The 14,662-nt window shown below is 74.3% G+C and carries 10 protein-coding genes; 3 read left to right on the plus strand and 7 right to left on the minus strand.

Annotation, left to right across the window (positions count from 1 at the left end):
• The first annotated feature begins 1 nt into the window (after position 1).
• Positions 2 to 2,131: an N-6 DNA methylase gene (locus NDAS_RS13280; RefSeq protein ID WP_013153711.1), complete on the plus strand. Its 2,130-nt coding sequence runs from the start codon at positions 2 to 4 to the stop codon at positions 2,129 to 2,131.
• Between the two features lie 148 nt (positions 2,132 to 2,279).
• Here the strand turns inward: NDAS_RS13280 and NDAS_RS13285 are convergent, their stop codons facing one another.
• Positions 2,280 to 3,242, minus strand: coding sequence for a helix-turn-helix transcriptional regulator (locus NDAS_RS13285; RefSeq protein WP_041552756.1), 963 nt, complete (start codon positions 3,240 to 3,242; stop codon positions 2,280 to 2,282).
• Between the two features lie 63 nt (positions 3,243 to 3,305).
• Between NDAS_RS13285 and NDAS_RS13290 the strand changes: the two genes are divergently transcribed.
• A complete protein-coding gene (locus NDAS_RS13290) occupies positions 3,306 to 4,448 on the plus strand; it encodes an epoxide hydrolase family protein (protein WP_013153713.1) in 1,143 nt (380 codons plus the stop codon).
• A 102-nt stretch (positions 4,449 to 4,550) separates the two neighbouring features.
• On the opposite strand, the gene NDAS_RS13295 is transcribed toward NDAS_RS13290, so the two are convergent.
• Together NDAS_RS13295 and NDAS_RS13300 are read right to left on the minus strand one after the other, a co-directional pair.
• Entirely contained in the window at positions 4,551 to 5,957 is a 1,407-nt protein-coding gene (locus NDAS_RS13295) for a purple acid phosphatase family protein (RefSeq protein ID WP_013153714.1), read from the minus strand.
• Between the two features lie 97 nt (positions 5,958 to 6,054).
• The gene (locus NDAS_RS13300; protein WP_013153715.1) at positions 6,055 to 7,704 is read right to left on the minus strand and encodes a hypothetical protein; all 1,650 of its coding nucleotides are present in this window, start codon (positions 7,702 to 7,704) and stop codon (positions 6,055 to 6,057) included.
• 244 nt (positions 7,705 to 7,948) lie between these two features.
• Here NDAS_RS13300 and NDAS_RS13305 point away from each other — a divergent pair, with 244 nt between their 5' ends.
• The gene (locus tag NDAS_RS13305) at positions 7,949 to 8,614 is read left to right on the plus strand and encodes a hypothetical protein (RefSeq protein WP_013153716.1); all 666 of its coding nucleotides are present in this window, start codon (positions 7,949 to 7,951) and stop codon (positions 8,612 to 8,614) included.
• A 189-nt stretch (positions 8,615 to 8,803) separates the two neighbouring features.
• Here the strand turns inward: NDAS_RS13305 and NDAS_RS13310 are convergent, their stop codons facing one another.
• From NDAS_RS13310 to NDAS_RS13325, 4 genes are all read right to left on the minus strand, one after another.
• Positions 8,804 to 9,247: a YchJ family protein gene (locus NDAS_RS13310; protein WP_013153717.1), complete on the minus strand. Its 444-nt coding sequence runs from the start codon at positions 9,245 to 9,247 to the stop codon at positions 8,804 to 8,806.
• 190 nt (positions 9,248 to 9,437) lie between these two features.
• Positions 9,438 to 10,415: a serine hydrolase gene (locus NDAS_RS13315; RefSeq protein WP_013153718.1), complete on the minus strand. Its 978-nt coding sequence runs from the start codon at positions 10,413 to 10,415 to the stop codon at positions 9,438 to 9,440.
• 286 nt (positions 10,416 to 10,701) lie between these two features.
• Positions 10,702 to 12,555 carry a protein kinase family protein gene (locus tag NDAS_RS13320; protein WP_013153719.1) on the minus strand — a complete coding sequence of 618 codons (1,854 nt, stop codon included), beginning with the start codon at positions 12,553 to 12,555 and terminating at the stop codon, positions 10,702 to 10,704.
• A 15-nt stretch (positions 12,556 to 12,570) separates the two neighbouring features.
• The gene (locus NDAS_RS13325) at positions 12,571 to 14,661 is read right to left on the minus strand and encodes a serine/threonine-protein kinase (RefSeq protein ID WP_013153720.1); all 2,091 of its coding nucleotides are present in this window, start codon (positions 14,659 to 14,661) and stop codon (positions 12,571 to 12,573) included.
• Position 14,662 lies beyond the last annotated feature (1 nt).

Below are 14,662 nucleotides of genomic sequence, written 5' to 3' on the forward strand. Positions count from 1 at the left end.
CATGGGCTCCGGTGAGGTGGAGGTGAGCTCGGCCGACATCGCCAGGATCGCGGGCGTGAAGCCGACGGCCGTGAGCAACTGGCGGCGCCGCCACGACGACTTCCCCAGACCGGTGGGGGGCACCGACCGCAGCCCCCGGTTCGACCTGGGGCAGGTGGAGGAGTGGCTGTCCACCCACCGCCGGGCCCCGAGCATCGACCCCGACCAGCGCCTGTGGCAGGCGCTGGACTCCCTGCGCGGCTCCGTCCCCGTCGACGCGGCGCTCGTCCGGGCCGGGGTGCTGCTGTGGCACCTGAGCCGCGACCCCGGCACCGGGGGACACAGCGCCGGTGAACCCGGGAAGCAGGACGGATCCGCGCTGGCGGGGCGCGCGTGGCGGGACTTCGAGGGCCTCCTCGAAGGCGCGGGTCTGGCCGCTCTGGCCGAGCACCGCCCCGAACCCGTTCCGGACGCCCGACTGGCGCCGCTGGCCGACGCGGCGGTGCGCGCCGTGCGGGAGAGCGATCCGCGGACGGCCTTCGAACGCCTGCTCAGCCGCCTGGACCAGCGCTCCCCCTCCGGTTCGCACACGGTCCCGCCCGAGCTGGCCGACCTCATGGTGGTTCTGGCCGGAATCGCGAACGCCGGATCCGGCCCCGAGGACACCGTGGCCGACCCCGCCTGCGGGCGGGGCGGGCTGCTGCTCGCCGCCGCGCGCGGTGGACGGCGCGCCCTGCTGGGGCAGGACCGGGACGCCGCCTCGGTGTGGCTGGCCGCCCTGCGCCTGGCCTTCGCCGGGGCCCTGACCGGGGAGGCGGACCTGCGGGTGTCCGACGCGCTGCGCCTGCCCGCGTTCGCCCCGGACGCACCGGACGGCGCGGACGGCGCCGACGCGGTCGTGTGCGCCCCGCCCTTCGGCGAGCGCAACTGGGGCGTCGAGGAGCTCGCGGAGGACCCCCGGTGGACGTACGGGGTCCCCCCGCGCCTGGAGTCCGACCTGGCCTGGGTCCAGCACTGCCTGTCCCTGGTCCGGCCGGGCGGCTCGGCGGTCGTGCTGATGCCCCCGGGCGCCGCCCAGCGCCCCTCGGGTCGGCGCATCCGCCGGTCGCTGCTGCGCGCGGGCGCCTTCCGCGCGGTGGTCTCGCTCCCGCCCGGGTTCGCGGCCCACTACGCCGTTCCCCTCCAGCTGTGGGTGCTGCGCCGACCGGAGCGGGACGCGGTCCCCGCTCCCGTGCTGCTCGTGGACACCGCCCCGCACGAGCCCGGGCAGACCTGCCCGCCGGGCGAGGTCCTCGGCCGGATCGACCGGCTCTGGCGGGAGTACCTGGCCGACCCGGAGGACTTCGACGAGCACCCGGGTGTGGCGCGGACGCTGGAGGTGGCCGACCTGCTGGACGAGGACGTCGACCTGACCCCCCGCGCGCGCCTTCCGGTTCCGCGCGCCGCGGCGGGCGACCTGGACCTGTTCGCCGAGCGGCGCACGCGCCTGGAGGGCGCGCTGCGTACGCTGCGCACGCTCCTGCCCGAGGCGCCGCGGGCCGAGCCCGGCGGTGAGGCGGTCGGGGTGGTCACGCTCGGCGAGCTGGCCCGGGCCGGGTCGGTGACGATCCGGCGGCCCCTCCCCCGGCGTTCGGCGGAGGAGGCGGGCCCGCGCACCAGCGCCAGGGTGGTCACCGGTGAGGACGTGGCCCGCGGAGCGGGAGCCTCGCGCACGGAGGAGGTGGACGCCGACCCGATGCGCAACCCCCCGATCCAGGAGGGCGACGTCCTCATCCCCGCGGTCGCGCCGAGGCCCGCCGCGCGGGTGGCGACCGGGGACGACGCGGGCGCCTACCCCGGCGGCGGCCTGTACGTGGTGCGCACGAACCCGGGCGCGGTGGACCCGTGGTTCCTGGCGGGGTTCGTCACCAGCTCCGGGGAGAGCCGGAACATCACCCGGATGAGCAGCAGCATGCGGGGCCGTCTGAGGATCGACCCGTCCCGGATGCGGCTCCCGGTGCTGCCGGTGGAGGAGCAGAGGCGGTACGGGGAGCTCTTCCGGAGGGCGGCGCGGTTCCGGGAGGCCCTGCTGGAGTTCCAGGGATGGGGCGAGGAGCTGGCCGACCAGGCCGTCGACCTGGTCGCCGGGCGGTGGGAGACCTCCTCTTCCTAGCGGCCGCGGGCGGCGCCGGCCCGCTCCTTCGGGCAGGGACGTCGCAGCGGATCCCGGGAACCGCCCGGGTTCCATCGGTCCGACACGGGCGGACACGGGCAAGCGGGGCGCGGACGGCCGGGCCCCGCACCGGGCCGACGGGCGGGATTCACGTGGTGGACGCGCCGCCCGCCGCGCGGCGCAACCTCGCCGCGAGGCGGTCGAACGCCGCCGCGAGCTCGTCTCCGTCGATCACCTCGACGTCGACGTCGAGCTGTGTCATCCACAGCGCGAGCCGGTCCGGGTCGTCCGAACCCAGTTCGACACGGCACGTGGTCTCGTCGACCACCTCGATATCGACCGGGACGGGGATCTTCGCGGCGACCCTGGCGGCGGGGGCGTGCACGAGTACCCGGGCGCGGTACTTCCAGGCCGCCTTGCTGACGCGTCCGACGACGTACCCGACGGCATCGTCCCCCGGGATCGCGCGCGGCTGGAACCGCGCACCCGTCGGTGCGTGCGCAACCATGCGGTCGACACGGAAGATCCGCCAGTCGTCACGGTCCAGATCCCACGCGAGCAGGTACCAGAGCGGCCCCCAGCTCACCAGCCGTCGCGGTTCGGTGTGGCGGGCCCCTTCGCTCCCCCCGGGCTTGGTGTATCCGAACCGGAGCCGTTCGCCGCCGCGGACCGCGGCGGCGACCGCGCCGAGGACCGAGGGGTCGAGCGGTGGTTCGTTCCCCGGAACGACGCTCGTCGCCTCGCGTACCGCCTCGACGCGCCGACGCAGGCGCGAGGGCAGCACCTGCTCCAGCTTCGCGAGCGCGGTGAGCGATGTCTCCTCGACGCCGAGCCTCCGGGTCGCGACCACACCCAGTCCGACCGCGACGGCGACGGCCTCGTCGTCGTCGAGCAGCAGCGGGGGCATCGCCGTCCCGGCGGCCAGCCGGTACCCGCCCGCGACACCGGGACGCGCGGCCACGGGGTAGCCGAGCGAGCGCAGCCTGCCGATGTCGGCGCGCACGGTCCTCGTGCTCACACCGAGCCGGCCGGCGAGCTCTGAGCCCGTCCAGTCGCGCTTGAGCTGGAGCAATGACAGCAGTTCGAGCAGGCGGGCGGAGGTCTCCAACATGTTCCCCATCATTGCGGCGATCGCGGAAGCCCCCCTGCCGCATTGCCTGGAAACGTCGGTGCCATGAACGAGGACAACGCACTCACACCGTTTCGCATCGCCATCCCGCAGGCCGACATCGACGACCTGCGCGACCGGCTGGCGCACACGCGCTGGCCGGTCCCGGTGCCGGGCCGAGACGATCGCACCGACTTCAGCCGCGGCATCCCGCTGGTGTACCTGAAGGAGCTCGCCGAGTACTGGCGCGACGGGTTCGACTGGCGTGCGCAGGAGGAGGGGCTCAACGAGTACGGACAGTTCACGACGGCCGTCGACGGCCAGACCTTCCACGTCGTCCACGTGCGATCGACGAACCCGGAGGCCGTCCCGCTGATCCTGAACCACGGCTGGCCGGGCTCGTTCGTCGAGTACCAGCGGCTCATCCCGCTGCTGACCGATGAGTTCCACGTGGTCGTCCCGTCGCTGCCCGGTTTCGGGTTCTCCACCCCGCTGTCGGGGACCGGCTGGGAGCTGGCGCGGACGACGGAGGCCTACGCCGAGATCATGACGCGTCTGGGCTACGAGAGGTTCGCGGCCCACGGCACCGACATCGGTGCGGGCACCACCGGCCGCCTCGCGGCGCTCCACCCGGAGCGCGTCATCGGCACGCACATCGGCAGCGACCCGCGGTGGCTCGGGTTGCTCGGCGACAAGTTCCCCTACCCCGACGGTCTGTCCGATGACGAGACCGCCCAGATCGAGGCGGTGCGCGCCGAGGCCGCGGCTGAGCGCGGGTACCTGGCGATGCAGGACCACCGCCCCGACACGATCGGCGCGGCGCTCACCGACTCGCCGGTCGGTCAGCTCGCGTGGATCGCCGAGAAGTTCAAGACCAGGGCCGATGGCGCCTACCGGACGCCGGACGAGACGGTCGACCGCGACCAGCTCCTCACGAACATCAGCCTGTACTGGTTCACCCGCAGCGGCGCGTCGAGCGCGCAGTTCTACTACGAGTCCGCGCACTCCGGAATCGACTTGGTCACGGCCTCCGACGTGCCGTCCGGATGGGCCGTGTTCGACACCCACCCGCTCATGCGCCGCGCGGTGGACCCGTGGAAGGCGATCGGTCACTGGAGCGAGTTCACCGAGGGCGGTCACTTCCCCGCGATGGAGGCGACGGAGCTGCTCGCGGACGACATCCGTGCCTTCTTCCACGGCGTTTCCTGACTCCGTGTCAGGATCCGCGGGCCGCGAAGGCCCGCTCAAGACCCGAGGCCGTGGCGGGGGAACAACGGCCGTCCCGGAGGCGCGTACGACGGGGACGGTGCCTCAGGAGCCGTCGGTGACGCGCTTGCCGTCCCCGTCCCGGACGATGGTGAAGGAGTCCACGACCCGGCCGTCGGCGGTCCGGGACCGGTACTCCAGGGTGTCGCCGTCCACCGAGACCGTCTGGAAGGTCTGGGTGTCGGTGCGCTGCACGCGCACCTCGGCTCCGTGGTCGGTCCAGTTGTCCTCGGCAGCGTCGTAGGTCTTGGGGCCGGTCACCGCGACCACGTAGACCGGGCCGGTGTGCGTGCCGGGGTCGCCGGTCCGGTGCTCGGCCATGTTGCCTCGGGTGTAGGAGTGGTCGTGTCCCTGGAGGACCAGGTCCACGTCGTACTCCTCCAGCACCGGCAGCCACGCCTCGCGCAGCGGTTCGTTGTCGCGGTCGGGGTCGGCGGAGAAGACCGGGTGGTGGAAGGTGACCACGGTCCACTCGTGGGGGTTGTCGGCCAGCACCCGCTCCAGCCACCGCCGCTGCGTGTCCAGCCACCGCTCGGCCCCGTCCGAGGGCACCTCGCGGTAGTTGGAGTTGAGCACCACGAACCGCACGCCCTGGTAGTCGGTGTGGTAGACCGTCTCGGCCAGGTCCGCGCCCTGGTCGGGGCCGTTGTCCGCGCCGCGGAACTGCGGAACCCAGTGTTCGCTCAGCCCGTCGTCGTACTCGTGGTTGCCGGGCGTGGCCACGTGGTTCATGCTCCCGGCGGCCGGGCCGAAGGCGTCGAACCACTCGTCCCACTCCGAGCCGCTGTCGGCCGAGTCGATCAGGTCGCCGGAGTGCACGGCCAGCTCGGCGTCGGGCGCGGCCTCCAGCCCGGCCCTGACGACGGGGGCGGCCTCGTCGGTGATGTCGTTCTGGATGTCGCCGAAGTACAGGAAGCTGAAGGGTTGGGCCCCCTCGGCGGCGGTGGTGAAGGTGCGCCAGTCGCTCACCGCTCCGCCCGTGTCGCCGTCCTCGCCGCCCCCGCCTCCGGCGACTTCGCCGCCTTCCCCGCCCGTACCGATCCGGTAGCGGTAGGCGGTGTCCGGTTCCAGGCCGGTGGCCGTGGCCGTGAAGGTGGAACCGGGCTCCTCCCCTCCGGTGGCCCGCCCCCGGACCCGGGTGGGCTCTGCGGATTCGTCCTCGGGACCGATCTCCAGGAAGGCCTCCCGCGCGCCGTAGGCGCGCCAGGTCACGGTCTGGGAGGTGCTGGGTTCGGCGGTGGGTGAGAGGAGGACACGGTCGACGGGCCGCTCGGGCGGGGCCTCGGGGGCGCAGGCGCACAGCCCGACCGTGAGGACCGCGCCGCCGAGGGCCGCGAGCGCGCGGAAGGCGACGGAACGGGGCCGGACCGGGCCGGACGCGGCCGAGCGGTCCCGCGGGGACCGGGGCGGCACCGGGCGGGGCCGCGGAGCGCGGGACGAAGCGTCGGGCATGAGGGACCTGTCCTTTCTGACGGCGAACCGGTGCCGCGGGCGAGAAGGGGCGGCGGGGAGCCGCCGACGCGACGGCTCCCCCGGTCTACCCGGCCAGCTACCCGACCAGGGAGGCGAGCATGGGCCCGAACTCCTCGTCGGAGGTCAGCAGCTCCACCGACCTGTTCTCGTGGTCGATCCTGGCCCCCACGGGACGCAGGTCGGGCGGCGTGCCCCGATCGCGCGAGCGCGAACCGGGGTGCCACCAGTAGAGCTGGGCGCTGACGGGCTTGTCGCCGTCGGCGGTGAACCGCTCGGCGACCTGCTGCATGTGGTCCAGGGCGGCGATCGGGTGGCCCTTCCCCAGGGGGTGGGCCAGGAGCACCTCGGGAACGGGGAAGGCCACGAGCGCGCCGTGCGGCAGGTCGCCGAGGTGGCGGTCGAGGTCGTGCGCGTGCGCCGCCACGTAGGGGTGCTGGCCGCCGATGTGCACGATGCGCGCCCCGTCGACCTCGTGCTCGCTGACCTCGACGGCCTCGGCCACGGAGGCGGCCACCGCCTCGGCGAAGACCTCGCCGTCGGGGCGGCCGGAGCGTTCGTGCACCTGGCGGGGCAGCGGCCTCAGCGAGTCGGAGGCGTCCACGACCACGGTCTGCCACAGCCCGGGGGCGATCTCGCGGGTCAGGAGGGAGTCCAGTACGCCCTCGGGGAAGGCGGAGGCGGGGTACAGGCGTACCCGGAGCCGTCCGTCGGTGTCGCCGCCTCCCTGTCCGGTGGCCTGGCTCAGCTGTTCGACGGACGTGCGCGCGAACTGGGCGGTGTTGTGCGCGATCTGCTCGGGGGTGGCCTCGCCCAGTGCGGCGCGCAGTCCGCTGATGTCGGCGCTGGCGTGGTTGCCGTCGGGCAGCGTCACGACGAGCGTGTCGGCGCCCTGGAAGGCGGCGCCCACCCCGGCCTCGGCGAAGGCCGCCGCCAGGGAGACGGCCACCGTGTCGTCGGGGTCCGGCGGTGAGGGAGCGCCGGCCGGGTCGGCGTCCCGCGTACCGGTGGAGGACGCCTCGGCGGAGGACCCGTCGGCGGCCTGCTCCCGCTCCCGAGCGGCATCGGCCATGAAGTCCGCGAAGCGGGCGGCCAGGTCGGTCCGCTGCTCCTCCGCGGCGATGACCGCCTGGTCGAAGGTCTCCCTCATGTCGGCCTCCATGAGGACCGCGCCCCCGAAGTCGAACACGCGCAGGCGGGTCGGCGGCAGGAAGTCGGCGCGCAGCCCCTCCCGCTCGCAGGCCCGCACCAGGGCCGCGCCGACCTCCTCGCGCATCCGCTCGGGATCCAGTTCACGCGCCTGCTCCAGCCGGGCGCCGAGCCAGTCGGGGATCCGGTCGTGCGCGCGCGGAAAGCGCTCCAGTTCCTGGGCGTAGACGAGCGGGCTCGTCCCGGGCGGCAGGTCGGGCTCGGTGTCGTGGTTGTACTCGACGTTGAACTGGTGCGTGTGGTGGACCGAGAGGACCATGGAGAGCCAGGTGCCCCCGCCCTCCCGGAACCCGGACCGCTTGAGCGCGTCGACCAGGTCGCCGACACCGCCGGGCACCACCAGCTGCCGGACCCGGCCGTCCGCCTCCTGGACGGCGAGCATGTCGCTGCGGTGGGCGCCGATCACCCTGGCCAGGTAGGTGAGCTGCTGCCAGCCCTCCGGGACGACCGCGACCAGTCGCCCGGCGAGGTCCTGGAGGACCTCGCCCTGCTCCAGGGGGCCGGGAGGTTGGGGAGTCATGTGGGGCTCCGTGTCCGTGTGGGTGCGTTCGGTCGGTTGCGCCCTCCCTTCCTATCGTGCCGGGGGGACGGAGCGTGACCTCGCCCGCACCTCGCGCTGTCCGCCGCGTACCGCCTGCCGTGGACGCGGCCCGGACGCCGTTTCGACCCCCCGTCACGGAACCGCTACCGTGAACTCCGCCCTGTCGTGGCCGTCCCACCCCGCCGCGGTCGCGCTCCCTCCCCCGGACCGGATACGGATTTTCATGAATTCCATGCGTACGCGCCACAGCGCCTCCCTCCTGGTCGGCGCCCTCCTTCTCGCGGTGACGGCCTGCGGCGGCGGTGAGGGCGAGGAGGTCGCAGCCGACGAGGAGAAGGTCGTGCTGGACCTGGCCGAGTTCACCCGCGCCGAGGTTCCCGACAGCGTCGACAGGCTCCGCCCCGAGGACCTGCCGGAGAAGCCCGCGAGTTCCGAGCCGATGAACGTGCGCATGGCCTGGAACGCCATGGAGATGGCGCACAAGGCGGGCGACCACGTGGACCCCGACGCGACGGCCGAGTGCCCCGGCCCGGAGCTGGAGCCCGAGGTCGGAGCCACCCTGACCTGCGACGTCGTGTACATGGGCGAGGAGTTCACCTGGGACATGGAGGTGACCAGCGGGGGCGTCCTCATCCAGTACGAGCAGACGCTGTCGCCGGTGCCGGTGACCCGCGAGCGGGTCGAGCACCTGGTGCGCTGGCAGGTGCAGGGCGAGTACGTGCGGTGCGACATGCCCGACATGGTGACCGCCGAGCACGGTGAGGACGCCGGTGTGACGTGCGAGTCCTGGAACGACTACGCCCACAGCACGCACCGCGTCACGGCGAGCCAGGACGGCATGCACGGGATCGAGACGCCGGAGAGCGACTACGGGGCCGAGGCCGCCTGACCTCGGGACGGGCGGTCGCCGGGGTTCCGGGGCCGTGTGCGGGACCGCCGTGCGCACGGGGCCCGCTGGGCTCCCGGCGGCTTCACCGTCCCGCGGGCGGGTGCCCGGGCACCCGCCCGCGCCATCGGGGACCGGGTACCCGGCCGGGACGGAGGCCTGCCCGCCGGGCCCCCGCCGTCCTCAGGGTCCTCACTCCGCGAGCGCGTCGAGGTAGACCCAGGCGCCCTCGTGGCGCACGAAGCGGCTGTTCTCGACGAGCGCCCCGTCGCGGGCGCCCTCGCGGTAGGAGGCGCGGAAGGCGACCGTGCCCTCGTTGTGGAACGGGGTGCCCCCGGTGGTGGACAGGATCTCCAGGCGCACCCACTCGGTGCCGGGGTCCAGGTCCAGGCGTCGCGGCCTGGTGCTCGGGTGCCAGGTCCGCAGGAGGTGGTCGCGGTCGCCGACCGCGAAGGCGCTGTAGCGGGAACGCATGAGCTGTTCGGCGGTGGACGCCGTGGCCCGCCCGCTGTGCAGGCGGCCGCAGCAGTCCCGGTAGACCGCCGGACCGCCGCAGGGGCAGGGCGCCTCGGGATCGGCCGCGGGCCGGGGCGGGGACGTGCGGTGGCGGGGTCTGCGCTGCGACATGCCCTCCATTGTGGCGTCCCGTCCCCGCTGGCGGTGACAGGTCCGAAGCCGAGGCGGCCGCGGAGCCGGGGTGGCTGCGGAACCGGGCCGGTCGCGGAGCCAGGGCCGTTGTGGAGCAGGGGTGGCCGCGGAGCCGGGCCGGGGCCTGGCCGGGGTCGGCCGCCCCCGGAGCCCGCACGCGGGGAAACGGCTCCCGCGTTCAGGCGCGGCCCGAACCGTCGGAGCCGTCGGACAGGGGCTCCGACATCCGTTCGGTCGGCGGTGTCACGCTCCGGACGTCCTGTCCGGTGAGGCCGGAGTGCACCTCGGCCGCCACGGACTCGACGGTGTCCACCCCGTACCGCATTCCGTCGTTGTCGTCGGTCAGGACGACGATGTCGTAGTCGCCGACCGGGGTTCCGCGGAAGCCGCCGATGCTGTGCACCCGCCAGAGGTCGGTGCCGGTGTGGGGCAGCCAGCCGTTCTTGAGGTGGACCTCGGCGTCGGCGGGCGCTCCCGAGGGCACGCCCCAGCGCTGTTCCCCGATGACGTCGCCCATGAGGCCGAGCGCGAACCCGCGCTCCTCCCGGCCGAGCACGTCGTTGTCGGTGCGCAGCAGGCGGAGCAGGGTGAGCTGGTCGGAGACGGTGGTCCCCATCAGCCCGACGTAGCCCTCGGGGTCCGGTTCCGTGGCGTCCATGCCCGCCAGGTCGAGGAACCGCTGGATGCGCTCGGCGCCGACCCTGTTGCGCAGCTCCGTGGCGGCGTCGTTGTCCGAGACGGTGATCATGGCGGTCGCCAGGTCCCTCTCCTCGGCGGTGAGCTCCCGGTCCTCGTCCATGGCGGTGCGCAGCAGCGCGCCGAGGACGACGACCTTGCCGACGCTGGCCGCGTCGAACTCCGCGTCGGGGTCGAGTCCGCAGGTGAGGTCGCCGCCGTGCGCGAAGACCCCCACGGCGATCGTCCCCTCCCGCTCGTCCGCCCGCTCGCGGATCCCTTCGTCGAGCCGCCGCGCGACGTCGGGGTGCGACTCGGAGGCGCAGATCGGCTCCTGCGCGGAGGCTTCCGTCGCGGCGGCCCCCGGTGCGGCGGCGGCCGCCCCGGCGGTGGCTGACCCGGTGGTGAGCGCGGCGGCGAGGACCACGGCGGCGGACCGTGCCGTGCGGCGGCACCCGGCGGGCGTGCGGTCGGCGGACATGGAAGGGGCCCTCCCTCGTTCGGCGGATCGGGGCGGCGCGGCAGGCCGCGGACGGGACCGACGGACACCCTGAGGACGCGTAGGAGCACACAGGGCGACTGACCGGCGCCCTTCGATTCTCGGTGCCCGCGCTCCGCCGCGCGTGAGCGACACGGGACCTTCCGCTCCCGCGAAGCGGTGGCGCGGGGCGGGTGGTACGGGGTCTGCGCGGTGGGGGCGCTCCTCCCCCTGAGCCCCCGGGAGGGGGTGTGGGCACCGCGCGGCCCGGGACCGCGCCGACTCCCCCTCACAGCGTCCCGACGGTCTCCCAGGTCTCGGGGTCGAGGAGTCGCACGCCCGCTTCCTCCGTCTTCACCGCGACGACCTCTCCGTCCGGGTGCGGAGCCACGTACCAGGGGACCAACCCGTCCGGGAGGAGGCTCTCCCCGCTCTCCAGGTCCCACGCCCCACCGTACTCCTCCACTTCCGCACCGTAGTCCTCGGGATCGGAGTCCCACCACGTGACGTACACACGACCGAGCCACGGGTCCACGACGACCTCCTGGATCCAGGGCTCCTGGAGTTCGGCCGCCTCCTCCATGTCGAACGCGTCGACCCGGCGCCCGGCGACGACGTCCCACACGATGACCTCGCCCCCGTGGACGTAGACGACCTCGTCCGTCCCCCGGACCGGCGCGAAGACCCCGTCCGCCACCGGACGGACCGTGTGCAGCCGTTCGCCCGTGCGCACGTCCCAGACCGTGACGCTCCAGTCCGAGGAGTCCACGGAGTTCCTCAGTGCCAACCGCCGTTCGTCGAGGAAGACGGGGTCTCCCCCGTCGCTGTCGATGGTGTTCACGGTCCTCCCCGACGCGCTGTCGACGATCTGCACGCCCGCACCCGGGACGGCACTCGACCCGGAGAGGGCGATCAGCCCGTCGGGGGAGACCGCGATCCCGTCCACGGTCGGAGGCGGCTCCGAGGGGGTCCCACCGGCCGATCCCCCGTTTCCGTATCCGGTGACCGTGCCCGAGACCAGGTCGAACCCCTGCGCCACCGGCGCCGGGTACTCGTTCCCGGGGCGCGGTTCCGCTTCCATGACCACGGCGGCGATACCGCATCCCTCGGGCAGGAAACCGAAGCCCGCCAGCCTGTCGAGGGGCGTGCTGGGACGGGCGATCTCCCGGCCCTCCCTCCAGTCCCACACGCTCATCTCGTCTTGGAGGGTGTGCATCACCAGCAGGTCACCGTCGGGGGAGAACACCATGTGGGAGAAGATCTCCAGGTCGTCGGCGTCCCGTTCCCGGGCGGGGGCGAACCCCTCCGCCTCGGTGCAGTCGGCGACCGCCGGCTCCGGCGCGTCCGCGGGGTCCGCCGACCCGTCCCGTGCCACCACGAGTGTTGTGGCGGCGACCGCCGCCACGGCCAGGGCCCCGGCGGCCGACGGCACGAGCACACGCCTCCGGGGCCGCCGCCCGGTGGCGGACGCCCCGCTCTCCCGTCCCGCCCCGGTCCCCGCGAGCATCCGCACGAGTTCACGCGGAGTGGGCCGCAGGTCCGGATCGGGGTGCAGGCAGCCGTCGATCACCTTCCGGAACCGCAGCGGGGGTCCGGCGTCCCCCGCGGCGGCGGACACCAGGACCGCCCAGTGGCGCACGTCCTCGGCCGCCGCACCGGACGGCGCCGCCGAGAACGCCCCCGCGAGCCTGGCGCCGTCGGAGGAGAGCAGGACGTCCTCCGCGCGCAGCGGCCCGACGGACACCCCCGCCTCGTGCAGGTCGGCCAGACCGGCGGCGAGCGCCGTCGCCACGGACGGGAACTCCTCCGGGAGCAGACCGCCCCCGTTCCGCTCGACACGGTCGGCGAGGGTCTCCTCGTCCCGGCGCGCGAACGCGGCCCAGGGCACCGCGCCCCGGGTGTCGGCCCCGACCAGCCGGCACACGTACGGGCTCCTCAGCTTCCGCAGGGCCTCGACCCGGCGCGCGAACTCGCCGCGGAACAACGGGTCGGTGGCGCTCCCGGGACGCAGGAGCACGACCATGGCGGACACACGACCGCCGGTCCCGCCCGCGTAGCGGTGGGCCGTGTCGTCCGAGCCGAGCCTGCCGAGCAGCCGGTGGGGTCCGATGGCGGGCGGGTCGTGCGGGTGCAGGGGGAGCATCCCGGTCCTCTCCGATCAGCCGAGTTCGGCCAGGACTTCAGCGGTCGCGGCGTCGACGACGAGGACGGTGGTCGCCTCCCGGGGCAGCACGGCCAGCACCTCTCCCGCCGGGTGCGCCGCCAGGGTCCGGTTGTCCGCCTCGCCCGCCCCGTCCGTTCCGGACGTCACCTCCTCACCGGTGGAGAGGTCCCAGGTGGTGCGCCGTCCGCTGGACCCGGTGATGAAGTTGGCGCCGTGCAGCAGGTGGAACCGGTCCGTGCCGGGTGCCACGACGAGTTCCTCGGACAGGTAGGGCGGCTCGCCCTCGGGGCTGAAGAGCCGTGGTTCGGTTTCCGTCAGGTAGTTGATGTGCACGACCGCCTCCGGATTGGCGGACAGGTAGAGCAGGTCGCCCTCGTCGTTGGGCAGCGCCACCGAGCCCGGTTCGGCCCCCAGGACTCCCTCCCTGCGGAACACCTCGCGTCCGGTCGAGGTCTCCAGCACCGCGGCGAAGCTCCCCTGGTTCAGGGCGAGGTGCTCGCCGTCCGGCGAGTAGGCGGCCCAGCCGACCGCCTCCTCCCAGATGTCGGTGACCGCGCCCGTCTCCAGGTCGATCCTGCGGGTCCCCCCGGGACCGATCGTGACCTCCCCGCCGTCGGGGGAGAACACCACGGGCTCGTAGGCGAGGAGGCCGACCAGGTCCGGAAAGTACATGGTCCGCTCCCCGCTGCGCAGGTCGAAGACGTGCAGGCCGCCCTCGGTGGACAGGTAGGCGAAGCGGCAGCCGTCCGGGCTCACCGTCGGCAGACCCGCGAAGTCGGGCAGGGATTCACCGACGAAGGCGACCTCCTTTCCCGCCTCCCAGTCCCACAGGGCGACCCCGGTGGGATGGGACACGGCCAGCAGTTCGCCCTCTGCCACGAACGCGAGACGGGGGAAAGAGGCCATGTCGAGGTCGTAGCCGTCCTCTCCGGGTATCTCCAGCCTCTCCCGGGCGGCCTCCGCGTACTCCGCCGCGAAGTCCTCCGGCCGCGAACACGGACCCGTTCCGCCGTCCGTCCCGGCCCGCTGCGCACCCTCCCCGGCCCACGGCGGCCAGGCCGCCCCTGCTCCCCGCTCCGAGACCGCCCACACACCCGCGCCAGCGGCCAGGATCAGCGCGGCCGCGCCGGCGCCGACCGCCCACGGCCCCCGGCGGCGGCGGAGAGCCGCCGGGCGTCGCGGGTGCGGGGAGGTGTACTCCCGGTGCGCCTGCGCGGCCTCCTCCACCCTCCGAGCGGCCTCCACCGGGAGCCAGTCCGGCGCCGCCTCGACGGGATCGACCGGGCCGCCCAGTTCCTCCAGCACCCCGGCCGCAGACGGCCGGTCGCCGGGAACCTTCGCCAGGCACCGGGAGAGCAGTCCGCGCAGGTCCTCGGGGACGGAGGCCAGGTCCGGTTCCAGACGGGTGATGCGGTAGGCCACGGCGGAGGGGTGCCCCTCGCCGAACGGGCCGGTACCGGTGAGCGCGTACACGGCGGTGCCCGCCAGCGCGAAGACGTCCGTGGCGGGGGACGCCGCCGCCCCCTCGTACTGCTCGGGGGCGGTGTAGCCGGGGGTCCCGGCGGTCAGGGTCTCCTCATCGTCTGCGTTCTCGGCCCCCTCCAGGGCCTTGGAGACCCCGAAGTCGATCACCTGCGGCCCGACCGCCGCGACCATGACGTTGCCGGGCTTGAGGTCGCGGTGCACCAGTCCGTTCCCGTGCATGCCCTCCAGCACCGAGGCGACCGCCCGCAGCAGGAACCGCACCGACTCCTCGGGGAGCGGACCGGCCTCCCGGACCAGGTCGTGCAGGGTGGGCCCGGCCACGTACTCGGTCGCCATCCACGGCAGCCGGGCGGCGGAGTCGTGGTCCAGCACACGGGGGATGAAGGGCCCGTGCGCGCGGCCCGTCAGGGCGAGTTCCCGGGCGAACCTGGCGCGGAAGCCGGAGTCGTAGGCGAACTCCGCCCGCACCGACTTGACCGCGGCGAGGGTGCCGTCGGCGCCGGTGCCCAGGTAGACGCGGCCCATGCCGCCCGCACCGAGAACGGCGCGGAGGCGGTAGGGGCCGATGTCGCGGGGGTCGTCCGGGGAGAGTGCGCGCATG

This window comes from Nocardiopsis dassonvillei subsp. dassonvillei DSM 43111 (assembly GCF_000092985.1).
GTDB lineage: Bacteria > Actinomycetota > Actinomycetes > Streptosporangiales > Streptosporangiaceae > Nocardiopsis > Nocardiopsis dassonvillei.